This is a genomic window from Siccirubricoccus deserti (genome assembly GCF_014283215.1).
In the GTDB taxonomy this organism is placed as follows: domain Bacteria; phylum Pseudomonadota; class Alphaproteobacteria; order Acetobacterales; family Acetobacteraceae; genus Siccirubricoccus; species Siccirubricoccus deserti.
Window position 1 is genome coordinate 73,126 of sequence record NZ_JACOMF010000016.1, and the last position, 22,065, is coordinate 95,190.

Here is a 22,065-nt window from a genome sequence, read left to right on the forward strand (position 1 = left end):
TACCACCGTGGGTTGCGACGGCAGGGCTCGCCCGGTACAGGCAAGGGATGCGCTGCCGCTTGCTTCGGCCGACAACAGATGATTGATCGCAACCGCATATTGCCGGTGCGGCACCGCGCCAGCGACAGGCTTGTCTCATTTCGGTCATGGAGCGCGGAATGAGTGAGTCACCCGCTCCAGCCCGCGGGGTCTGGCGATGCCGATAGACAAGGCGCTGTTCAGCCGCCTGACCCTGCTGCTGATCGGCATCGGCTTCGCCGCCCTGCTGGCCGCTGGCGCCGGACTGGTCTGGCAGGTCGAAACCACCCGCAACTACGCCAGCGCCGTCTCCTCCGCCCAGGAAGTCCGCGTCACCACCTTGCGCGCGCTGTCCCTGCTGCAGGATGCGGAGATCGGTCAGCGCGGCTTCCTCCTCACCGGGGAGGAAAGCTACCTGGCACCGTACCACGCCGCGGTCGAGGCGCTGCCGCAGGCCATGGCCCGGCTTGCCAAGCTGGTCCTGGAGGATGGCGGCCGGCCCGGGCCGATCGCCGAGTTGCGCGAGCTGGCCACGGCGAAGCTCGCCGAACTGGCCAGGACCATCGCATTGCAGCGGGCGGGGGAGCGCGACCAGGCGCTCGCCATCACGCGCTCGGCCGATGGCAGGTCCAGCATGGACACGCTGCGGGAGATGGTCGCCGGCGTGGAGGCCCGCAGCGCCATGCGGCTTGCGGCCCGCTCCGCCGGACTTGAGGCGAATGGCCGCGCCCTGCTGATCGGGGCCGCGCTGGCCTTCGTGCTGATGCTGGCCGTCACCGTCGGCTCCGCCATCCTGGCGGTGCGCTACACGCGTGAGCTGGAGCAGGCCCAGGCGGAGGTCACCGCGGCCAATGCCGGGCTGGAGGCACGGGTTGCCGAGCGCACCGCGGCGCTGGCCGCGGTGAACGAGGAGGTGCAGCGCTTCGCCTACATCGTCTCGCACGACCTGCGGGCGCCGCTGGTCAACGTCATGGGCTTCACCGCCGAGCTGGAGGCCGCGGTCGCCCCACTCAGCGCACTGCTCGCCGCCGCCGAGGCCGAGGCGCCCGGACTGGTGACGGCGGAAGCCCGGGCGGCGGTGGCCGAGGACCTGCCCGAGGCGATCGGCTTCATCCGCTCCTCCACCGAGCGCATGGACCGGCTGATCAACGCCATCCTGCGGCTGTCGCGCGAGGGCCGCCGCGCGCTGCGGCCGGAGCCGGTGGCGCTCGACCGGCTGTTCGAGGGCATCGCCGCCTCGCTGCGTCACCAGCTCGACGCCGCCGGCGCCAGCCTTGAGATCGCGCCGGGCCTGCCGACGATCCGCAGCGATCGGCTGGCACTGGAACAGCTGTTCGGCAATTTGATCGACAATGCGGTGAAATACCTCGATCCGGCACGCCCCGGCCGGATCACAATCCTGGCCCGGCGCCTGGCTGGCCGGGTGCGGATCGAGGTGGCGGACAATGGCCGCGGCATCGACCCGCGCGACCATGCCCGGGTGTTCGAGCTGTTCCGACGCTCCGGCCGGCAGGACCAGCCGGGCGAGGGCATCGGCCTCGCCCATGTCCGCGCCCTGGCCCGCAGGCTGGGCGGCGAGGTCACGCTGGAGTCGGCGCCGGGTGCCGGCTCCCGCTTCCAGGTAATCCTGCCGCTGGAGCCGCCCCCCATGCCAACCCCCTCCCCCGAGGAGTCCCCCCGATGAACGCCGCCGCCCATGCCGTGACCATCGTCATGATCGAGGATGACGAGGGCCATGCCAGGCTGATCGAGAAGAACCTGCAACGTGCCGGCGTCTACAACGAGGTCCGCCACTTCACCGACGGCACCTCGGCGCTCGAATACCTCATCGGCAAAAACCGGCCGGAACATCGGCCGACGCTGGTGCTGCTCGACCTCAACCTGCCGGACATGAGCGGATTTGACATATTGGTGAAGCTGAAGGCGGACCCGCAGCTGCGTCCCGCTCCGGTCATCGTGCTGACCACGACGGATGACGAGCGCGAAGTGCGGCGCTGCTACGAGCTGGGATGCAATGTCTACATCACCAAGCCGGTGAACTACGACACCTTCGCCCAGGCGGTGCGCCAGCTCGGCCTGTTCCTGGCCGTGATCCAGGTGCCGCCGCCGCCATGATTTCGGCACCATGCCTCTGGCATGATCGCGCTGGCATGATGCGCTTTGTGCCCCCCTTGGCAATTCAGCCCTGGCAGATGACCTTGATATCATGACTACGACACGGTGATGCCGGCACCATGACCGCGCGCCGCATTCTCTATATCGACGACGAGCCCGGTCTGTGCCGGCTGGTGCAGCGCGACCTGGAACGCCATGGCTATGTGGTGGAGACTGCGCCGGACGGCACCACCGGGCTGGCGATGGCCGCCGCTGGCGGCTTTGCCGCGATCTGCCTCGACCACTACATGCCCGGCCAGGACGGGTTGGAGACGCTGGCCGGGCTGCGCGCCCTGCCCTGCCCGCCGCCGGTCATCTACGTCACCGGCTCCGACGAGGGCCGCATCGCCGTGGCGGCGCTGCGGGCCGGCGCCGCCGACTACGTCATCAAGGAGGTTGGCGAGGAATTCCTGCTGCTGCTGCGCTCGGCGATCGAGGTGGCGATCGAGCGAGCCGCGCTGGTCGAGGCCCGCTCGCAGGCCGAGGCGGCGGTGCGCGACGCCCGCGACCGGGCGGAGGAACTGGCGAGCCAGCGGGCGGTGCTGCTGCGGGAGGTCAACCACCGGGTCGCCAACAGCCTGCAGCTCATCGGCTCCCTTGCCCGGCTGCAGGAAGGCGCGGTTTCCGATCCGGCCGCACGTAACGCGCTGGCCGCGATGCGCAACCGCATCGCCGCGGTCGCCCAGGTGCACCGCCGGCTCTACACCTCGGATGACGTGCACAGCGTCGCGCTGCACGAGTACCTGGCCGGGCTGCTGGACGAGATCGGCCGCTCGGTCGGCGGCCGCACGATTGCGCTGGACGCGGAGCCGCTGGAGGTGCCGACGGACCGCGCCGTCTCGCTCGGCGTCATTGTCTCGGAGCTGGTGACCAATGCGCTGAAATACGCCTATCCCGATGCGACAGAGGGCCCGATCCGGGTCCGCCTGCGGGCCGAGGCAGGCGGCGGGGTGCTGGCGGTGCAGGATGAGGGGATCGGCTCCGCCGCGGGGGAGCCAGGCGGCACCGGACTTGGCCGCCGCATTGTCGAGGCGCTATCGGCGAGCGTCGGCGGCGAGGTCGAGCATCAGGCCGGACCGGGCGGCACCAGCGTCAGCATCCGCTTCGCGCTGGGCTGAACGGGGCCTTCGCGGCGTGGCGCGTAGCCAAGGGTTGTGGAGCAAGCCGCCCGGTGATCGAGGGGGCCATTGATCGGTTACGGCCAACGGTCGTCGATATCGGAGTGCCTGCCCACACCGCTACGCGTCCTGGCGTCCTTCCGCGGCAAAGCCGCGGAAGGCGTGCCGAAGCGCCGATTGGGAGGGATCATGGCCTCCCGCAACACTGCGAAGCGGTGCTGCGGAGAGTTCTCAGGCCCGCGCCAGCTTGCGGATCGCGCTGGCCGCCGCGCGCTTGCCCTCGCCGACATAGGCTTCGTGGTATTCCTCGATCCGTGCCGGGTCATACAGGTAGTTCACCATCAGCCCGGCGCTCTCGCGCAACCCCTTCTCCGAGACATCGCCGCGCCAGTTGATCCGCTCGACCCGGGCGCCATTCGAGAGGTGGAAATGCGCCACCGGGTCGCGCGCCCGCTTCGGGTCGCGCGGCGAAGCTTCATTCACCAGGTAGTTGGCACAGAGCCGCACCAGCACCGGCTCCAGCGCCTTGGCGACGGCTTCCTCACGCGGCCAGGACCGCCGGGCGAGCACCCGCGCCAGGGTCTGCGCCGGCGCTTCGGCCAATGCCGGGGCGGTGGCCGCGCCGCCCTCAGCCGGGGCCGCCAAGGGGGCCGGCAAGGCGGTGAGCGGCGGCGCCACCTCGCGCAGCGCCTTGGCCTCCTCCTCGGTCAGTGCCGGCGGCGCCGTATCCCCTGCCGCCAGCCGGGCGGAGAGCCAGCGGCTGAAGCCAGGGATGGGCGAGAGGGTGGCGAATTGCTTGATGCCGCGCAGCTCCGCCCCGAGCAGCGACACCACCCGCTTGATGAGGAAATTGCCGAAGCTGATGCCGTCCAGCCCGCGCTGGCAGTTGTTGATGGAGTAGAAGATGGCGGTATCGGCCTGGGTGGGGTCGAGCACCGGCGCCTTCTCGTCCAGCAGCCGCTGCACGCTCTCGGCCAGTCCCTTCACCAGCGCGACCTCGACGAAGATGAGCGGCTCGGCCGGCATCCGGGGATGGAAGAAGGCATAGCAGCGACGATCGCTGTCGAGCCGGTTCTTCAGGTCGCGCCAGGTGCGGATGCGGTGCACCACCTCGTAGCTGACCAGCTTCTCCAGCAGCGCGGCGGGAGAGTTCCAGTCGATCCGACGAAGCTCGAGGAAGCCGACGTCGAACCAGCTCGCCAGCAGCGACTTGAGATCGTTTTCCAGCGCCTGCAGCATGGCGTCCTGGTCCATCACCCGCAGCAATTCCTCGCGCAGGTCGACCAGGAATTTCATGCCGTCCGGGATGGTGGTGAACTGGGTCAGCAGCCGGACCCGCGGCGGCTCCAGCGCGCGGCGCAGCCGGGCCTTGGCGGTGGCCCGCGCAACTGGGTCAGCGCTCGCCTGCACCCGCTCGATCGCCTGGGCCAGCGCCGCCTCATCGGAGTCGAAACCGGCAAGCGTGCGGAGGAAATCGACGCGGCCTTCGGCGCCGAGGGTCAGGTAGGTCTGCGCCAGCCTCGCGGCGCGGCTACGGGCGGAGACCTCACCGCCGCGGCCGGCAAGGCAGGCGCGCATCTGCGCCTCGATCCCGTCATCCTCGGCGCCGACCACCCGCTCGGCCATGTCGCGCCACAGGCTGGTGACGCGGCGGAGGGCCCGGTCGAACAAGCCAGCCTGTTCAAGCACCTCGGACATTCAGCAATACTCCTGGCCGGTCCGCATCCATTCGAACGCGCGAAACATTGAGAAATCTAGCGCGATTTTGGGAGCGGCGTCACGCCTCGCCTGCTGCGCGCAATGCGGCTGGCAACAGAGTGATCAGATCGGCGGCGACCAGCCCGGGGCCATGACGGAAAGCCGCCTCGCCATGCAGCCAGGTGGCGGCGCAGGCGGCCTCGAAGGGAGCCATGCCCTGTCCGAGCAGCGCCGCGATGATGCCTGCCAGCACGTCGCCGGTGCCGCCGGTGGCCAGCCAGGGCGGTGCATGGGCGTTGATGGCCAGCCTGCCGTCGGGTGCGGCGATGGTGGTGTCGGCGCCCTTCAGCAGCACCACCGCGCCGGTGCGGGCGGCGGCGGCGCGGACGGCGGCGGGGCGGTCGGGGCCGGGCTCGCCGAACACCTTGGCGAATTCGCCGGCATGTGGGGTGAGCACGGCTGCGCCGGCCAGCGCGGCTGGCACGCCGGCGCAGGCGACCAGAGCACCGGCATCGGCCACCACCTGCCGCCCGGCGTCGATCACCAGGCGCAGCGCGGCGCGAGTGGCAGGCTCGGGCGGCAGGCCGGGGCCGAGCAGCCAGATCCGGCGCCGCGCATCCTCCAGCAACGCCGCGAGGCTTGCCTCGGAGACGATGGTCCCAGGGTCGCCGGCCCGGTAGAGCGCGGCGCTGGCCGCATCCGGCGCAGCGATGGTGACCAGCCCCGCCCCGGCCCGATGCGCGGCACCCGCCGCAAGCCGCGCGGCGCCGGTCATCGCCGCGCCGCCGAGGATGGTAACATGGCCCCGGCTGTACTTATGCGCCGCGGCACCGGGTGCCGGCAGCTGCCACAGCCCCGGCGCGTTGCGCCAGGCCCGGGCCCGGGTGCCGGGCAGCACGGCGGCGGGCAGGCCGATGTCGGCCAGCCGCGTCTCGCCACAGAGCGTTCGGCCGGGCAGCAGCAGGTGGCCGGGCTTAAGGCGGAAGAAGGTGACGGTCAGCGCCGCCTGTGGGGCGAAGCCACGCATCTGGCCGGTGGCGCCATCGAGGCCGGAGGGCACATCCACCGCCAGCAGCGGCGCGCGCACCGCGGCCAGGGTCTCGGCAGCGGGGCCATCGAGATCGCGCGTCAGCCCGGCGCCGAACACCGCATCCACCACCAGCGCGGCGCGGGCCGCCTCGGCCGGGGTGAAGGGCGCCATCGGGCCGCGCCAGGCGGCGGCGGCCAGCGCCGCATCGCTGCCCGGACGCGGTGGCGCCAAGGCGGCGACCGCCACCGGCCAGCCGGCCTGCTCCAGCAGCCGGGCGGCGACATAGCCATCCCCGCCGTTGTTGCCCGGACCCGCCAGGACCAAGGTGCGGCCCGGCGGAAAGCGGTGCTGCGCGGCCCGCGCCACCGCCCGCCCGGCGGCCAGCATCAGCCGTGGGCCGGGGATGCCGCCGGCGATCGCCAGCGCATCGGCGCGGGTCATCTCCGCCGGGGTGAGCAATTCGCAGGGGGCCGGACTCGGCATCCGGCGAGGCTACCCTGAATCGCCGCGACGCTGAACGCCGTCCGCGCCACAACCTGTTGTTGCAAAATCCGATCAGATCCTGCGGCGACTCGCTCCGGCAAGCTGGCTCGGTGAACCCGAGCGGGTACCATGCGCTAGGCATGATGGACCTGAGAGGGATCCGGTCATGTCGCGCATAACCCTCCCCGCCGTCATCCCGGTAGTGCTGGTGGTGGGGATGTTCGGCCTGTTCATGTATCGCTGGACATCCGAGCCGTCGCCGCAGCCCCCACCCCCCACTACCGCCGCCTGGCGCGCCGCCATGCACCCGGACAGCGCCATCGGCGCTCCGGCCGAGCCGCCCGCTGCCAGCTCCCTCCCGCCGCCGGGCGCAGCCACCCCACCCGGTGGCCCGGAGCCGCCGCAGTGACGCAGCCGGTCGCGGTTGCAGGGTAACCGCCGCGGCAAAAGCCTGTAGCCTGCGCGGCACGCAGTGGAGTCGCGCAGATGGCCTTTGTCGTGACGGTCGCGCAGCAGAAGGGCGGCGCCGGGAAATCCACCCTGGCGGCGAATCTCGCCGTGGCGCTGGCCGGCGCCGGCCATAAGGTGGCGTTGCTCGACACCGATCCGCAGGCATCACTCGGCCATTGGTACAATGTGCGGCAGAAGCTGGGCGACAAGGTGGCGCCGCTGACCTTCGATTCGCCCGCCGGCTGGCGCACCCCGGCGGCGCTCGACCGGCTGCGGCGCGCCGAGGATTTCATCATTGTCGATACCCCCCCGCATGCCGAGACCGATACCCGGCTCTCGATCCGCGCCGCCGATCTGGTGCTGCTGCCGCTGCAGCCCTCGCCGGCGGATTTCTGGGCCAGCGACGCGACTTTGAAGCTGGCCGCCGCCGAGGGGCGCTACGTCGCCGCGGTGCTCAACCGGGTGCCGCCGCAGGGCCGGCTGAAGGAGAGCATCGCCGCGGCGCTGGTCGAGAAGGGGGTGACGCTGCTGGGCCAGGCGCTCGGCAACCGGGTGCATTTCGCCACCGCCTTCCTCGATGGGCTCGGGGTGACGGAGGCCGCGCCAAAGAGCCCCGCGGCGGCGGAGATCCGGGCGCTGGCGGCGGAGATCGCGGCGCTCGGCCGGGGTGGCGGCTGAATTGGTGGTTTTCAACGCCGGCAGGCTACACCGGACCGGAATGGCCGGCACTGGGCCGCCAGAGCGGCTCCACGCAGGCTGGAAACGGCCTGCGTCGGAAAATCACTCCGAAATCAAAGGCCTTTAGAGCACGACCTTCAGCCGGGGAATGACGATGCTTGGGAATCTGTTCTACGCGCTGCATGTGCTGGGCGCGGTGCTCTGGGTTGGCGGCATGGGCTTCGCCATCCTCGCCCTTCGTCCGGCGCTGGCGGTGCTGGAGCCGCCGCAGCGGCTGGCGCTGCATGAGGCGGTGCTGGGGCGGTTCTTCCGCCTTGTCTGGCACGCCATGCCGGCGGTGCTGCTGACCGGCTGGGCGCTGCTGTTCGGCTGGTACGGCGGCTTCCGTGGCGCCGGCTGGCACATCCACCTGATGCATGGCGGCGCGCTGGTCATGGCCGCGGTCTTCGTCGCGCTGGTCACCGGCCCGTGGCGGGAGTTCCGCGCGGCGCTGGCGGCGTCCAACCGGCCGGCGGCGGCCACGGCGGCGAACCGCATCCGCCAGCTGGTGACGCTGAACCTCGGCGTCGGGCTGTTGACCGTGGCGGTCGCCGCCTGGGGCCGTTTCGGCGGATGAGCCCCGCCGCGTCAGCGGCGCTGAGCCCTTGGACCGCCGCCGACGTTCATAAGACCGCAACCCTCCCGCTGTCCAAGCTCCGCTGATGCGCGGCGCGGTCCACGACTACCGGTGACAGAGCATGAATCCCAGCGACATCGACATCAGCGAGGACGAATACCCGGAGCTGGAGGCGGTGGCCGCCATCCAGCGCGGCCTGCACGCCTATAACCAGGAGATGGGTGGCCCCTACGACCGCGACCCGGTGACGGTGCTGGCACGCGATGCCGAGGGCACGGTCCGCGGCGGGCTGCTCGGGCTGACCTACTGGAACTGGCTGTTCATCGACTGGCTTTGGCTGGCGCCGGAGATGCGCGGCAAGGGACTCGGCGGCCAGTTGCTCGGCCGGGCCGAGGCGATCGCCCGGCGGCGCGGCTGCACCGATGCCTATACCGACACCTTCGACTTTCAGGCGCCCGGCTTCTGGCTGCGCAATGGCTATGTCGAATTCGGCCGGCTCGATGGGATGCCGCAGGGGCATGCGCGGATCTGGTTCCGCAAGGTGCTGGGGGCCGTGGCGGAGGGCTGACCGCCGCACCCTGGGCAGCGGCGGGGGGCTGGCTCGCCACGCGGTTCTGCGGCCAAATGCCCCGCGAGATTAGGGGAGATGCCCAATGAAGGCCGCCGTCGTTACCGAATCCGGGCTCCGGGTGCAGCAGGTGCCCGAGCCGACCCCGAAGCCGAACGAGGTGCTGGTGCGGGTCCGCGCCGCCGGGCTGAACCGCGCCGATGTCGGCGTCGCCGCCGGCCATGCGCATGGCCGGGTCGGTGGGCCGGGCACCATCCCCGGGCTGGAGTTCGCCGGCGAGGTGGTTGCGGTCGGCGCCGAGGTGCCGGGCGGCATCAGCCCCGGCCAGCGGGTGATGTGCAGCGGCGGCGGCGGCTATGCCGAATATGCGGTGGCCGATTGGGGCCGGGTCTCGGCGCTGCCGGACCGCAACATGGGCTGGGAGCAGGCGGCGACCCTGCCCGTGGCGCTGCAGACCATGCACGACGCCGTGGTGACGAACGGCGGACTGCAGCGGGGCGAAAGCATTCTGATCCAGGGCGCCAGCTCCGGCGTCGGGCTGATGGGGATGCAGATCGCTAAGCATATGGGGGCGAAGCTGGTGATCGGCAGTTCGACCAACACGGCGCGGCGGGCGCGGCTCGCGGAGTTCGGTTGCGACCTGGCGATCGACACCTCCGACCCTGCCTGGCCCGAGCAGGTGCTGGAGGCGACCGGCGGGCGCGGGGCGGAGGTGATCGTTGATCAGGTCTCCGGCAGCCTCGCCAACGGCAATCTGCGCGCTTGCGCCATCCTCGGCCGCATCGTCAATGTCGGGCGGTTGGGCGGCAGCCGCGGGGATTTCGACTTCGACCTGCATGCGCTGCGCCGCATCCGCTACATCGGTGTCACCTTCCGCACCCGCAGCGTGGAGGAGGTGCGGGAGATCAACCGGCGGATGCGGGCCGATCTCTGGGCAGCGGTGGAGGCGGGGACGCTTGGCCTGCCGATCGACCGGGTCTTCCCGCTGGATGAGGCGGCGGAGGCGCTGGCGCATATGAAGGCCAACGCGCATTTCGGGAAGATCGTGCTGGCGTGTTGAGGCCAGGCCGGTCAGGGTCTCATTCTGAAGCGCCTCGCAGTGCGGTTGGGGCCGTGACCCACTGGTCTGGTGTCTTCAACTCAGCTCAGGGCCCTTCCCCACCAGCACTTCTGATGTTCGGTCAGGATGGCGATGCAGTTTGTTAGAGTGCCCGACGAGATCACGCCAGTGTAGGGCAGGTCAGAACTTCTCGGTAAGGTAGCGAGAGGGGCCAATCCCAATCTCGTTCATTAGTGCCTTGTATCCGCTTGCGAGTGTCGACCTGTTATCCTCGAAAACGGCCGCGTCCATTCTGATGCTGGCAAAGATTTCCCGAACCGAGGACGCCGACGTCACCTGGTTGGAGCGGATGCTGGGCACCTGCAGCACGGAACACAATTCGCGCGTGCGGGTATCATGAGTAATACAGATTGTCGGTAGGTAGGAAGACAGGCTGAGGATCGCGCCATGGATCCGCGTGCCTAGCGAATGGGAGTGGGATTGCAGGGTGAAGATCCAGGAATCCACCGAATAAGGGATCATGCCGGTCTGTCGCAGCACCTGCATGAATTTCTGCATGGACAGGTCCGGTGCCAGGAATTGCCGCACCCTCTCGACATAGGCCTGCTCGGCTTCCGCGAGTTCCAGCCCGCGTACCAGCTTCATCAGTTCGACAGGGCGCTGCAGGACGAAGGCGGAGCCTGGGACGGTCCGAAGCAGGCCGAACAGGTACCGCTCCGCCGCCATGACATGGGATTTGATGGACGCCGCATGGACGGCGATCTTGTCGACCTCCTGGTCCCAGGCTGCGGCAATGCGCTCGGCCATCGTGCGGTCGCCGTTGGTGAAGATCGAGGGGCATCCCAGGACCTTGACATTGGTGACGCCGTAATGGGCGCAAACCTTTTCGGTGAAAGGTCCACGCACTGCCAGGAACGGCGTGCGTCGGGCGGCCTCCTGCAGGAACCGGATGGTGCCTTCCTTGAGGACGGGAATCTGGTCTTCCTTCTCCGACTGCGCGCCCAGGCCAACGACCACGCATGGCCTGTCGATTTTGACGATCAGGTTCGCCAGCCAGCCAAGGTCCGATGTGGTGTTCAGGAAATTGGCCGCTGGAATGACGAAGAAGTCGATGTCGCGCGGCAGGTGCTTCTCGGTGGCACCGAAAGGTATGCAGGTCATGTCGGCATCGAACAGCTTCCGGGCGCCGTTCCAGAACGCGAAATTGCCGATATTATGCCCAGAATAGTGCATTATTCTTGATATGGGGATTCCAGGATCGTGATAGCTGCCAAAGCTCTCGGCAAGATAGACAACCTTAGTCATTGCCCTGTCCCTCAATAGAAGTACCGATCGCTAGGTAGCCGCTCCCGCATCGCGTGAGAACCCGAGCAACGCCGGTTCCTGTCGGCTTCCGCATCAATGGCGAAGGTTCATCCGCACGCGGCCGCAGGACAAACACAGCACCACAGCCTGCATGAACTATCCGACCATGCCCCGGATCAGAAATGCGCCGAAAAGCTTTCCGGAATCTCAATCAGGTTCCGTCCGACAACCGGTGGCTTATGGTTGTATATTCCGCGCGCATCCGGGGTCATTCTCGACAGGAAGTCCTGACACAACTGCTCCAACTGTTGGTCGGCCGCCTCGGTCGTCAGCAGCGCTCCCTTTTTCATAGTATTGTATCTGTTGAGCGAATTGATCCATTGCTCATCCTCGACCCGCTGATGGCTGCCGGCCTTTGGGCTCCACCACTCCATCGCACGCGTCCGCGCGAGCCGGGCGAGGCCGCACTTTAGGTCGAAATAGCGCAGGTGGAACATGTACAGATGCTGGAATGCCGGCGGCACCGTGCAACCGTGGAACCCGTCTCCGAACGTCACAGGCTTGGAAACGACGCTGGGCTTGCACATGGGCGACACGAATTGAGCCCACTTGCGCTGCGCAAGCACCGGATGCGCGCTGTCGTAATCCGCTTCGCTCGCCGTCAAATGGACGACATTCAGCCCAATTGACGTCACCACGCTTTCAGTCCGGTTCTCGCAAAAATCTGCAAGATCCTTGTAGTGGCGAGGATCGGGTATCAGCATCTCATCGACATCAACAGTTATGACGGTTTTATAGTAATTCAGAAGGCCGGCAACAATATGCCGAATCAGAGCAGATCGCTGTTTATTATTCTTAGGAGTACGCGGGATACGGATGATGTTGACTTTGCCGACATGATCCAGTGAACCATCATCGGTACCATGATCAATTATATATAGCTGCTCCTGAGGAAATATTGATCCGTAATACTTAACCCATATAGGAACAAATTCTGGCTCATTGTAAACCATGGTCAGTACTGCAACTGTCATTCCGCCTATGCTCCCGATCTACCGATGATTGCAAACCGCAGCGCGCACCTACCGCTACGCTATTAGCCCGATTGTTGCACAATCCACAAGACGATTGTCTTGCAACGGCTCCGGCTAAGGCTGCACCCGCCATTCGGCGTCCGCCTGCCAAATGAAAGTACCGGAGACTGCGAGTAATCGAGGCCTACCGCTTCAGCCCCAGCGTCACCTCGCGATACCAGATATACAGCCCGCTCGCCACCAGCACAGCGATACCGGCCGCATCCCAGCCATCCGGCAACTCACCCCAGACCACCACGCCGAGGCCGGTGGTCCAGAGGATGGCGGAGTATTCGAAGGGCGCCAGCAGGGTCGCCTCGCCGCGCCGATAGGCCTCCGTCATCATCACCTGCGCCAGTGCCGAGACCACCCCGGTCCCCACCAGCATCAGCCATTGCACCGGCGTCGGCGCCACCCACACTGGCAGGCTGGCCAGGCCCGAGACCAGGGTCGCGCCAAGCGCGAACCACAGCACGATCGTCGCATTGCTTTCCCCGGCATCGCCCATGCGACGGATGGTGATCATCGACAATGCCCAGGCGACGGCGCCAAGCAGCACCATCAGCACCCCGGCCAGATGCGCCTCGCCGCCGCCGCCAGGCATGGCCATCAGTAGCACCCCGCCGAAGCCGGCCAGCACCGCCGCGCCGCGCCGCGCGCCCACCCGCTCCCCCAGCAGCGGCACGGAAAGCAGCGTCAGGAACAGCGGCATGGTGAAGCCGAGCGCGGTCACCATGGCGAAGGGCAGCACCGCATAGCCGTAGAAGGCGCCGACCATGCCGGTGAGCCCGGTCACCATGCGGAAGACATGCAGCCACGGCCGCCGGGCCCGCAGCGCACCGAGGCCGCCGGCCTGCCAGAGCAGCGGCAGCAGCGCCGGGATCGCGAACAGGTTGCGGCACAGCACCACCTGCGCCAGCGGCAGTTCGCCGCCCAGCCCCTTCACCAGCGCCCCGGCGATGGAGAAGACGGCGGCGGCGCCGAGGATCATCAGCACCGCCCGGCGGCGGGACGCGGCCCGGGTGCGGCGCTCGGCCGCCGTGGCGGCATCGGCATCCACGGCGGGCTGCCCGGCCGGCCTGGCGGTCAGGGAATCGAGGGGGGCGTTGATGGCGGGTCCATGGACGGCGTTGCCGCTCAAGGGTAGGGTCCGTGGCGCATGAACGCCAGACCATCCAAGGCGCCGCCGCTCCCGGCGCATCCCGGGCTTGAGGTGCGGTCGGATGAGGTCGTCTGGGACGGCCGCTTCCCGCTGCAACGCATCCGCTTCACCTATGAACGCTTCGACGGCGCCCGCTCCGCCGAACTCACCTGGGAGCTGTGGCGCCGCGGCCGCGGCGTTGCCGTCCTGCCCTACGACCCGGCCACCGACCGGCTGGCGCTGATCGAGCAATTCCGGCTGCCGGCGCTCTCGGCCGGGCTGCCGGCGGTGATGACCGAGTGCCCGGCGGGGCTGCTGGAGCCTGGCGAGGATCCGGAAATCGCCGGCCGGCGCGAGCTGACCGAGGAGACCGGGCTGGCGGCCGACCGCTTCGAGCGCATCGGCCGCTACATGCTGATGCAGGGCGGCTGCGACGAGGTCATGCATTTCTACACCGCCCAGGTGGCCCTGCCGCCGGCCGCGACCCGCACCCATGGCTTGGCGCAGGAGGGCGAGGATATCCGGCTGCGCATCCTCGCCGCCGAGGACGCTTTCGCGCTGTTGGACGCCAACCGTATCGAAAACGTTTCGGCCGCGGTGTGCCTGTGGTGGCTGCGCCATCACAGGCACCGGCTACGACAGGAATGGATCTGATGCCGACCGAATTGCTCTACCGCGCCGACGCTTACATCCGTGACGGCGCCGCCACTGTGCTGGCGGCGGGGCCGGACGGGATTCTGCTCGACCGCACCCCCTTCTACGCCCAGGCCGGTGGCCAGCCCGGCGATGCCGGGGTGCTGCGCTGGGCGGGAGGCGAGACCACCATCACCAAGGCGGTGAAGGGGCCAGAGGATGGCGTGCTGCACCTGGCCGCCGCGGACGCCGTGCTGCCGCCAGTCGGCGCCAGCGTGACCGCCGCGCTGGACTGGGCGCCGCGGCACCGCCACATGCGCATGCACACCGCGCTGCACCTGCTCTGCAGCCTGATCCCCGGCGCCGGCGTCACCGGCGGGCAGATCGGCGCCGACCGCTCGCGGCTCGATTTCGACCTGTCCGATCCGCCGGCCAAGGAGTGGCTGACCGAGCGGCTGAACGCGCTTGTCGCCGCCGACCATCCGGTGGACGAGCGCTGGATCACCGAGGCGGAGCTGGAGACCAACCCCGGTCTCGTCCGCACCCTCTCGGTCCAGCCGCCGCGTGGTGGCGGGCGGATCCGGCTGGTGCGGATCGGGCCGGGGGATGCGCCCATCGACCTGCAGCCCTGCGGCGGCACCCATGTGCGCAGCACGGCGGAGATCGGGCGGGTGGAAGTGACCAAGCTCGAGAACAAGGGCAGGCAGAACCGCCGGGTATATCTGGTGCTGGGGGAGTGAGCGCGATGGACAATCTGGTTTCGACCGAATGGCTGGCGGCGGAGCTGGGCAAGCCCGGCCTGCTGGTCTTCGACTGCTCGACCTACCTGCCGGGCGAGCCCGGCAACAAGCACGACGTCTTCCGCGCCGCGCATATTCCAGGCGCCCGGCTGTTCGACATCGACCAGATCGCCGACCCCGACACCGACCTGCCGCATATGGTCCCGACGCCGGCACGCTTTGCCAAGCTCGTCGGCGCGCTTGGCCTCTCGAATGCCTCGCGGGTGGTGTTCTACGACCAGCACGGGCTGCGCTCCTCTGCGCGCGGCTGGTGGATGCTGCGGCTGTTCGGGCATGAGCAGGCGGCGGTGCTGGATGGCGGGATGCCGAAATGGCAGCGCGAGGGAAGGCCGGTCGAGACCGGCGACGCCCCGCCCGCCGCCCCGGCCGAGTTCATCCCGGATTTCCAGGCGGAACGGCTGCGTGGCATCGGCGACGTCAAGAAGCTCGTCCGCCAGGGCGGCGGCGGCGCGTTGATCCTCGATGCCCGCGCCCGCGGCCGCTTCACCGGCGCGGCGCCGGAGCCGCGCAAGGAACTCCCCTCCGGCCACATGCCCGGCGCCGCCAACCTGCCGTCGAGCGAGCTGCTGAACGCCGATCTGACCATGAAGGACCCGGCCACATTGCGCGCCCTGTTCGAGGCCGAGGGGGTGACCCAGGAACGTCCGGTCGTCACCTCCTGCGGCAGCGGCGTCACCGCCTGCGCCCTGGCGCTCGGCCTGGTCCGTGCCGGCTTTCCCGAACCCGCCGTCTATGACGGTTCCTGGACCGAATGGGCCAGCCGGCCCGAAACCCCGAAAGCGACCCGCTGATGCCCGATGACGCCGCGTCCAAGGCCAAGAATTACGGTTTCGCTACCCGCCTGAGCCATGCCGGCCGCCCCGGCACGCATGTGCATGGCTTCGTCAACCCGGCGGTGCACCGCGGCTCCACCGTGCTGTTCCCCGACTGCCAGGCCCGCAAGGACGGCGCGAAGCATCGCTTCGAGCAGTACATGACCTACGGCACCCAGGGCGGCCCCACCCATTACGCCTTCGAGAACGTGATCGCCGAGATTGAGGGCGGCACCCGCAGCCTGATCGTCGGCACCGGCCTTGCCGCCGTCGCCGTGCCGCTGCTGGCCTATCTGAAAGCCGGCGACCACTGCCTGATGCCGGACAGCGCCTATGGCCCGGCGCGCAACCTCTGCGAGGGGCTGCTGAAGGGCTGGGGCATCACCACCACCTTCTACGACCCTTGCATCAACGAGGCCGGCATCGCCGCGCTGATCCGGCCCAACACCAAGGTGGTCTATACCGAGAGCCCGGGCAGCCACACCTTCGAGGTGCAGGACGTGCCCGCCATCGCCCGCGCCGCCCATGCCAGGGGCGCCAAGGTGCTGATGGACAACACCTGGGGCATCCACCACTTCAGGCCTTTCGAGAAGGGCGTCGATGTCTCGATCCAGGCGCTGACCAAATATGTCGGTGGCCATTCCGACGTGCTGCTCGGCAGCGTCACGGTGAACAACGATGCCGATTGGCAGGTGGTGCGCGGCGCCGCCTCGCAGCTCGGGCAGTATGCGTCGCCGGACGATGTCTGGCTCGGGCTGCGCGGCGTTCGCACCATGCTGGTGCGGCTGAAGCGGCAGGAGGCCAGCGGGCTTGAGGTGGCGCGCTGGCTGGAGACACGGTCGGAGGTGAAGCAGGTGCTGCACCCGGCGCTGCCCAGCCATCCGCAGCATGCGCTGTTCCGGCGCGACTTCACCGGCGCCTGCTCGCTGTTCGGCGTGGTGTTCCAGCCGCGTTATACGGTGGAGGATGTTGCCCGCTTCGTCGACAGCCTGGCGCTGTTCGGCATCGGCGCCAGCTGGGGCGGCTATGAGAGCCTCGCCATCCTCACCACCGGCAATGTCACCCGCACCGCCGGCACCGGCGAATTCGGTGGGCCGATGGCACGAATCCATGTCGGGTTGGAGGAGCCGGCGGACCTGATCGCCGATCTGGGGCAGGCTCTGGCCCGCCTCGGCTGAGCCCGGCCGGTGGCGTCAGCCGAGGCTGAGTTCCAGCCGCCGCTCCGTCACCGGCCGGCCCCATTGCTGGCCGGTCAGTTCCTCCACCATCCGGAAGCCGGCCTCGGCATAGAGCCGCTCCGCCGCCGGCAGCCCCTTCAGGGTCCAAAGGTAGACCCGGGCGAAGCCCGCCGCCCGAGCCTTGGCCAGCGCCTCGGCCAGCAGCCGCCGCCCCAGCCCTTCCCCGCGCAGCGCCGCGTCCAGGATGAACCAGCGCAGATGCGCCGCATCCGGCGGCATCCCTGCCTCACTGCCGTCCAGGGCGATGGAACCAAGCACCCGCTCCTCCGCCACCACGGCGCGGAACAGATCCCGCGCCGGGTCCAGCCGGGTGAGGAATTCACCCATCTCACGCGCCACCTTCGCCTCGAACACCGCGCCGAAGCCATGGCTCGCGGCGTAGTGGCGGGCGTGCAGCGCGGCGATGTCGCCGATCGCCCCGGGCTCCCAGCCCTCGGCGATCCGCCAAGCCGGCGCGGTGCTCACGCGGCGCCCCGCGCGCAGGCGGCGCAGAGCCCCTCCACCTCCACGGTCGCCCGGGCCGGGGTGAAGCCGGCGGCCCGGACGGCGCGGGAGAGGGCGAGCGCCACCCCGGGGTCGCTGATCTCCATGGCGGTACCGCAACGGCGGCAGATCAGGAACTGGTGCGGGTGGTCATGCGCCTCGCCGCAATCGCAATCGTCGGGGTGGTCGAGCGCGTCGATGCAGCCGATGAAGGCGTTCAGCCGCTCCACCTTGTGGATAAGCCCCTGCTCCACCAGGAAATCCAGCGCCCGGTAGACCGTCGGCGGCGCCGCCCCGGCCCGGCTCTCCCGCAGCCGGTCGAGCAGCGCATAGGCACCGACCGGCTGGTCCGAGCCGATCACCAGCCCCAGCACCTGCCGGCGCAGCGCGGTCAACTGGGCGCCGCGCCGGGCGCAGAGCGCGGCGGCACGGTCCAGGCTGGCCTCGGTCATCGCGGCGGTTGCAGACATGGACTCCTCCTTTCCGGCTCCACCGTGCAATATAGGGGCATGTCCACCACCGCCACGACCTTCCCTGTCACCAATCCGCAGGCCCGGGCCCGGCTGCTCGACACCATCCGCTTCGACATGCGCGGCCTGGTGCCCGTGGTTTCGCAGCAGCACGACACCCGGGAGGTGCTGATGCTGGCCTGGATGAACCGCGAGGCGGTGGAGGAAACCTTGAAGACCGGCAAGGTCTGTTACTATTCCCGCTCCCGCAGGGAGCTGTGGCGGAAGGGCGCGACCTCCGGCCAGGTGCAGACGCTGGTCGATTTGCGGCTGGATTGCGATGGCGATGCGTTGCTGGCGCTGGTCGACCAGACCGGCGTCGCCTGCCACACCGGGCGGCGGAACTGCTTCTTCTTCGGCCTGCGCGAAGGCAGGCTGGTGAAGCTGACCCGGCCGGAAGTGGCGCCCGAGGAACTCTATGGCCAATGAGCACGCCCGACCCCGCCCCGCCGGTTCCGGTCACCGTGCTGACCGGCTTCCTCGGCAGCGGCAAGACCACCCTGCTGAACCGCCTGCTGCGCCATCCCGCCCTCGCCGACACTGCGGTGCTGATCAACGAATTCGGTGAGATCGGCCTCGACCACCTGCTGGTGGAGAAGCTGGACGGCGACACCGTCCTGCTGAACGCCGGATGCCTCTGCTGCACCGTGCGCGGCGACCTGGTGAAGGCGCTGCGCGACCTGGCGGTGCGGATCGAGCAGGGCCACGCCATCCGCCGGGTGGTGGTGGAGACGACCGGCCTGGCCGACCCGGCGCCGATCCTGCAGACCCTGATGAGCGACCCGCTGGTGCTGTTCCGCTACCGGCTGGACGGGGTGGTGACGCTGGTGGATGCCGCGACCGGCATGGCCACCCTGGATGCCCAGCCGGAAGCGGTGAAGCAGGCCGCCGTCGCCGACCGGCTGGTGCTGACCAAGACCGATCTGGCGACGCCGGAGCAGGTTCCGGCGCTCTGGGCACGGCTGCGGGCGCTGAACCCGGGCGCGCCGCTGCTGAACGCGCTGCATGGCGACATCACGCCAGGAGAGTTGCTCGACTGCGGGCTGTACGACGCGACGCGGAAGCACCCCGATGTGCGGCGCTGGCTGGATGCCGAGGCTTTCGCCGCGCATGATGCCCATGCGCACGGGCATCATCATCACCACCATCACGACGTCAGCCGGCATGATTCCCGGATCCACAGCTTCTGCCTGAGCTTCGACCAGCCGCTGCCTTGGGACGGGCTCGCCACCTGGCTGGAGGTGCTGACCATGACCCGCGGCGAGAATGTCCTGCGGGTCAAGGGCATTCTGAACCTTGAGGGGCAGGACGGGCCGATCGCCATCCATGGCGTGCAGCACCTGTTCCACCCGCCGGTGAAGCTGGCGGCCTGGCCGGAAGGGGATGACCGACGGTCGCGCATTGTTTTCATCCTGCGCGACCTGGACCGGGCAACGGTGGAGAAGGGGCTGACCGCCTTCGCCGAGAGCGCGCGGCGCGAGGCGGCGATCGGCGCGGGCGCGGCAGGGTAGTCCCGGCCGGCGCCGCTGCGCCCGGCGCTGCAGCATTTCCGGCTCATATGCGTTCACCGAAAATGCTACGGGTCTCTGTTTGCAGGGCAGATCCGCGCCTTCGAGCGAGGCTGTCCCACGGCGATCTGCCCTAGCCGTCGATCTTCAGCCCCGCCACCTGGATCACCTCGCGCCAGAAGCGGATCTGCCGGTCGATGTAGTCCTGCGCCTCGGCCACGCTCCAGGGCGGCGGGACGATGGTGCCGGTGCCGGCCAGCCGCTGGCGGAACTCGCCATCGCCCAGCCCGGCCCAGAGGTCGGCGTTGATCTTCCGCAGGATCGGCGCCGGTGTTCCCGCCGGGGCGAACAGCCCGGTCCAGCCATTCACGTCATAGCCCGGCGCCACCGTATCGCCGATGCTGGGCACCCCCGGCAGCATCGGCACGCCATGGCCTCCGGTCACCGCCAGCGCCCGCAGCCGTCCAGCTTGCACATGGGGGATGGCGCTGCTCAGGCTATCCACCATGGCGGGCACGACGCCGGCGATGGTGTCGGTCACCGCAGGCCCGCTGCCGCGATAGGCGACATGGTTCATCTTCAGCCCGAGCCGGTGGCGCAGCAGTTCCCCCGCCATGTGCTGCACCGTGCCCGGCCCGCCGGAGGCGTAATCGATGGCATTCGCCCGCGTATAGTCGACGAATTCCTGGATGCTGCGCACCGGCATCGCCGGGTTCACCACCAGCAGCACGGGGCTAACCGAGAGAAGCGCGATGGCGCGGAAGTCCCGCGCCGGGTCATAGGGCACGGTCGGCACCATCACCGGCAGCACGTTCATCGGCCCGATCGAGGTGTAGGACAGGGTGTAGCCATCCGCCGGGCTGCGAGCGACCGCCTCCATGCCGATCGCGCCGGCGCCGCCCGGGCGGTTCTCCACGATCGGGCGGTGCGGCCAGCGCTGCGCCAGCGCCTCGGCGGCGATCCGCGCATGGGTGTCGCCGGCCTGGCCGGGGGGGAAGGGTGAAATGAAGCGAACCGGGCGGTTCGGGTATCCCTCCTGCGCCACGGCAGGCGCCGCGGCGGCAGCCAGGGACAACGCCAGCAGCTCGCGGCGGCTGATCGGCATAAGGACGCTCCCGGATGATTTGGTGCCAGCCTGCCATGATTGCCGTGGCATGCAAGGCTCCGTTGCGCGGCGCCGGGCGCACCCCTATGGCTGAGGCCATGACCCCCCCTCCCCTCCGGCTCGAGACGCTGTCGGGCGATGCGCTGCCTCCTGTGCTGCCGGCGCTGGCCGGGCTGCGCTGCACGGTCTTCGCCGAATACCCCTATCTCTACGCCGGCGACCCCGCCTCCGAGGCGGAGTATCTGGCGACCTATGCCGCCAGCCCCGGCGCCGCGGCGGTGGTGGCATTCGACGGTGAAACCCCGGTCGGCATGGCCACCTGCCAGCCCATGGCGGAGGCACATGCGCCGGTGCGGGACGCCTTCGCCCGCCGCGGGATGGCGACCGAGGGCCTCTGCTATTTCGGCGAGAGCGTGCTGTTGCCGGCGTATCGCGGCCGCGGCGCGGGCGTCGGCTTCTTCGCGGCGCGGGAGGCGCATGCCCGCAGCCTCGGCCTGACCGCCGCCGCCTTCTGCGCCGTGGTGCGCAACGCCAACGACCCGCGCAAGCCGCCCGGCTACCGGCCGCTCGACCAATTCTGGCGGAACCGCGGCTACGTCCCGCGTCCCGATCTCTCCTGCATCTTCCATTGGCAGGAGGTCGGCGACGACCGGGAGACGCCGCACAGCCTCGGCTTCTGGCTGAAGGAGCGGATTTGACCGTGCTCCGCCTCGGCCTGCTCGCCTGGCCGGTCGAGCCCACCCCGGGTCTTGATGCCTACGCCGCCAAGCTCGATCGCTGGCTCGCCGAGGCGGCACCGCATGCCGACCTGCTGGTGATGCCGGAATACGCCTGCGTCGAGCTGGGCACCGCGCTGTCCGGCGCCACCTCCGCCGATGCGGCGGCGGAGCTGCGCGCCATGGTCGAGGCCGCCCCGGCGGTGCTGGCGGTGATGCGCGCGGCCGCCAGGCGGCATGGACGCTGGCTGCTACCCGGCAGCCTGCCGATGCTGGCCGACGGGCAGGTCGTGAACCGCGCTCCGCTGATCGCCCCGGATGGCCGCCTCGCCTTCCAGGACAAGCGCGCCATGACCCGCTTCGAGTCGGAGCACTGGGGCATCGCCGGCGGCGACAGTCCGGCGGTGTTCGACACGCCCTGGGGCAGGCTCGGTGTCTCGATCTGCTACGACGCGGAATTCCCGAAGCACGTCCGCGCCCAGGTGGAGGCCGGCGCCTGGCTGGTGCTGGTCCCCGCCTGCACCGACACCATGCGCGGCTTCAACCGGGTGCGCTTCGCCGCCCAGGCCCGGGCGTTGGAGAACCAATGCTTCGTCGCCGTGGCGCCGACCGTGGGCGAGGCTCCCTGGTCGGCGGCACTGGACGAGAACCGCGGCTTCGCCGCCGTCTTCGGCCCGGTCGACCGTGGCTTCCCGGAGGATGGGGTGCTGGCACGCGGCGCCCTGGACGTGCCCGGCTGGGTCTACGCCAGCCTCGACCCGGCGCGGATCGAAGCAGTTCGGCGGGATGGGGCGGTGCTGAACCATCGCGACTGGCCCCGCGCCCCGGTCAACCCGCCGCAACCGGCCGCCTTCACATGAGCACTCCGC

24 protein-coding genes are annotated in these 22,065 nt (G+C 69.6%); 16 read left to right on the top strand and 8 right to left on the bottom strand.

The annotated features are described in order from the left end of the window. The first annotated feature begins 196 nt into the window (after window positions 1-196). The 3 genes from H7965_RS14615 (at window position 197) to H7965_RS14625 (ending at window position 3,290) form a co-directional block, all read left to right on the top strand. Window positions 197-1,702: a sensor histidine kinase gene (locus H7965_RS14615; protein ID WP_186771317.1), complete on the top strand. Its 1,506-nt coding sequence runs from the start codon at window positions 197-199 to the stop codon at window positions 1,700-1,702. Further along, on the top strand, window positions 1,699-2,133 hold the full coding sequence (locus H7965_RS14620) for a response regulator (protein WP_186771318.1): 435 nt from the start codon (window positions 1,699-1,701) through the stop codon (window positions 2,131-2,133). The genes H7965_RS14615 and H7965_RS14620 overlap by 4 nt, the downstream gene beginning before the upstream one ends. 119 nt (window positions 2,134-2,252) lie before the next feature. Next, window positions 2,253-3,290, top strand: a complete 1,038-nt coding sequence (locus tag H7965_RS14625; protein WP_186771319.1) for a sensor histidine kinase — start codon at window positions 2,253-2,255, stop codon at window positions 3,288-3,290. 231 nt (window positions 3,291-3,521) lie between these two features. Here the strand turns inward: H7965_RS14625 and H7965_RS14630 are convergent, their stop codons facing one another. Next, the gene (locus H7965_RS14630; protein ID WP_186771320.1) at window positions 3,522-4,988 is read right to left on the bottom strand and encodes a malonyl-CoA decarboxylase; all 1,467 of its coding nucleotides are present in this window, start codon (window positions 4,986-4,988) and stop codon (window positions 3,522-3,524) included. A 79-nt stretch (window positions 4,989-5,067) separates the two neighbouring features. Beyond that, on the bottom strand, window positions 5,068-6,501 hold the full coding sequence (locus H7965_RS14635) for an NAD(P)H-hydrate dehydratase (protein WP_186771321.1): 1,434 nt from the start codon (window positions 6,499-6,501) through the stop codon (window positions 5,068-5,070). A 166-nt stretch (window positions 6,502-6,667) separates the two neighbouring features. Between H7965_RS14635 and H7965_RS14640 the strand changes: the two genes are divergently transcribed. The 5 genes from H7965_RS14640 to H7965_RS14660 all read left to right on the top strand — a co-directional run bounded on the left by H7965_RS14640 (window position 6,668) and on the right by H7965_RS14660 (window position 9,873). Next, the gene (locus H7965_RS14640; protein WP_186771322.1) at window positions 6,668-6,910 is read left to right on the top strand and encodes a hypothetical protein; all 243 of its coding nucleotides are present in this window, start codon (window positions 6,668-6,670) and stop codon (window positions 6,908-6,910) included. Window positions 6,911-6,987: 77 nt separating this feature from the next. Beyond that, window positions 6,988-7,629 (top strand): ParA family partition ATPase, encoded by a 642-nt coding sequence (parA, locus tag H7965_RS14645; RefSeq protein ID WP_186771323.1) that lies wholly within the window; start codon window positions 6,988-6,990, stop codon window positions 7,627-7,629. Between the two features lie 154 nt (window positions 7,630-7,783). Further along, on the top strand, window positions 7,784-8,245 hold the full coding sequence (locus H7965_RS14650; RefSeq protein WP_186771324.1) for a CopD family protein: 462 nt from the start codon (window positions 7,784-7,786) through the stop codon (window positions 8,243-8,245). Window positions 8,246-8,366: 121 nt separating this feature from the next. After that, window positions 8,367-8,813: a GNAT family N-acetyltransferase gene (locus tag H7965_RS14655; protein ID WP_186771325.1), complete on the top strand. Its 447-nt coding sequence runs from the start codon at window positions 8,367-8,369 to the stop codon at window positions 8,811-8,813. An 85-nt stretch (window positions 8,814-8,898) separates the two neighbouring features. After that, window positions 8,899-9,873 (top strand): zinc-binding dehydrogenase, encoded by a 975-nt coding sequence (locus H7965_RS14660; RefSeq protein WP_186771326.1) that lies wholly within the window; start codon window positions 8,899-8,901, stop codon window positions 9,871-9,873. Between the two features lie 180 nt (window positions 9,874-10,053). Here H7965_RS14660 and H7965_RS14665 read toward each other — a convergent pair whose 3' ends face one another. From H7965_RS14665 to H7965_RS14675, 3 genes are all read right to left on the bottom strand, one after another. Further along, window positions 10,054-11,178, bottom strand: coding sequence for a polysaccharide pyruvyl transferase family protein (locus tag H7965_RS14665; RefSeq protein WP_186771327.1), 1,125 nt, complete (start codon window positions 11,176-11,178; stop codon window positions 10,054-10,056). Between the two features lie 176 nt (window positions 11,179-11,354). After that, a complete protein-coding gene (locus tag H7965_RS14670; RefSeq protein WP_186771328.1) occupies window positions 11,355-12,212 on the bottom strand; it encodes a glycosyltransferase family 2 protein in 858 nt (285 codons plus the stop codon). A gap of 184 nt (window positions 12,213-12,396) precedes the next feature. Next, on the bottom strand, window positions 12,397-13,392 hold the full coding sequence (locus tag H7965_RS14675; protein ID WP_229682621.1) for a DMT family transporter: 996 nt from the start codon (window positions 13,390-13,392) through the stop codon (window positions 12,397-12,399). Window positions 13,393-13,410: 18 nt separating this feature from the next. Between H7965_RS14675 and H7965_RS14680 the strand changes: the two genes are divergently transcribed. From H7965_RS14680 to metC, 4 genes are read left to right on the top strand one after another with little or no spacing between them, the layout of a single operon-like run. Next, window positions 13,411-14,046, top strand: coding sequence for an NUDIX domain-containing protein (locus H7965_RS14680; RefSeq protein WP_186771329.1), 636 nt, complete (start codon window positions 13,411-13,413; stop codon window positions 14,044-14,046). Then, on the top strand, window positions 14,046-14,765 hold the full coding sequence (locus H7965_RS14685; RefSeq protein ID WP_229682622.1) for an alanyl-tRNA editing protein: 720 nt from the start codon (window positions 14,046-14,048) through the stop codon (window positions 14,763-14,765). Before H7965_RS14680 ends, H7965_RS14685 begins: the two co-directional genes overlap by 1 nt. Window positions 14,766-14,770: 5 nt before the next feature. Continuing rightward, window positions 14,771-15,616, top strand: a complete 846-nt coding sequence (locus H7965_RS14690; RefSeq protein ID WP_186771331.1) for a sulfurtransferase — start codon at window positions 14,771-14,773, stop codon at window positions 15,614-15,616. Next, window positions 15,616-16,815 (top strand): cystathionine beta-lyase, encoded by a 1,200-nt coding sequence (gene metC / locus H7965_RS14695; protein ID WP_186771332.1) that lies wholly within the window; start codon window positions 15,616-15,618, stop codon window positions 16,813-16,815. Before H7965_RS14690 ends, metC begins: the two co-directional genes overlap by 1 nt. A 15-nt stretch (window positions 16,816-16,830) precedes the next feature. Here metC and H7965_RS14700 read toward each other — a convergent pair whose 3' ends face one another. Both H7965_RS14700 and H7965_RS14705 read right to left on the bottom strand, forming a co-directional pair. Then, window positions 16,831-17,340, bottom strand: coding sequence for a GNAT family N-acetyltransferase (locus H7965_RS14700; RefSeq protein ID WP_186771333.1), 510 nt, complete (start codon window positions 17,338-17,340; stop codon window positions 16,831-16,833). After that, window positions 17,337-17,828: a Fur family transcriptional regulator gene (locus tag H7965_RS14705; RefSeq protein ID WP_186771334.1), complete on the bottom strand. Its 492-nt coding sequence runs from the start codon at window positions 17,826-17,828 to the stop codon at window positions 17,337-17,339. Before H7965_RS14705 ends, H7965_RS14700 begins: the two co-directional genes overlap by 4 nt. A gap of 39 nt (window positions 17,829-17,867) precedes the next feature. Between H7965_RS14705 and hisI the strand changes: the two genes are divergently transcribed. Next, window positions 17,868-18,296, top strand: a complete 429-nt coding sequence (gene hisI / locus H7965_RS14710; protein WP_186771335.1) for a phosphoribosyl-AMP cyclohydrolase — start codon at window positions 17,868-17,870, stop codon at window positions 18,294-18,296. Next, window positions 18,293-19,378: a CobW family GTP-binding protein gene (locus H7965_RS14715; protein ID WP_186771336.1), complete on the top strand. Its 1,086-nt coding sequence runs from the start codon at window positions 18,293-18,295 to the stop codon at window positions 19,376-19,378. The genes hisI and H7965_RS14715 overlap by 4 nt, the downstream gene beginning before the upstream one ends. 130 nt (window positions 19,379-19,508) lie before the next feature. Here H7965_RS14715 and H7965_RS14720 read toward each other — a convergent pair whose 3' ends face one another. Further along, complete coding sequence (locus H7965_RS14720; protein WP_186771337.1) at window positions 19,509-20,480, bottom strand: Bug family tripartite tricarboxylate transporter substrate binding protein; 972 nt, start codon at window positions 20,478-20,480, stop codon at window positions 19,509-19,511. Between the two features lie 98 nt (window positions 20,481-20,578). On the opposite strand from H7965_RS14720, the gene H7965_RS14725 reads away from it, so the two are divergent. Further along, window positions 20,579-21,178, top strand: coding sequence for a GNAT family N-acetyltransferase (locus tag H7965_RS14725; protein ID WP_186771338.1), 600 nt, complete (start codon window positions 20,579-20,581; stop codon window positions 21,176-21,178). Further along, window positions 21,175-22,056 (top strand): carbon-nitrogen hydrolase family protein, encoded by an 882-nt coding sequence (locus tag H7965_RS14730; protein WP_186771339.1) that lies wholly within the window; start codon window positions 21,175-21,177, stop codon window positions 22,054-22,056. Before H7965_RS14725 ends, H7965_RS14730 begins: the two co-directional genes overlap by 4 nt. Window positions 22,057-22,065 lie beyond the last annotated feature (9 nt).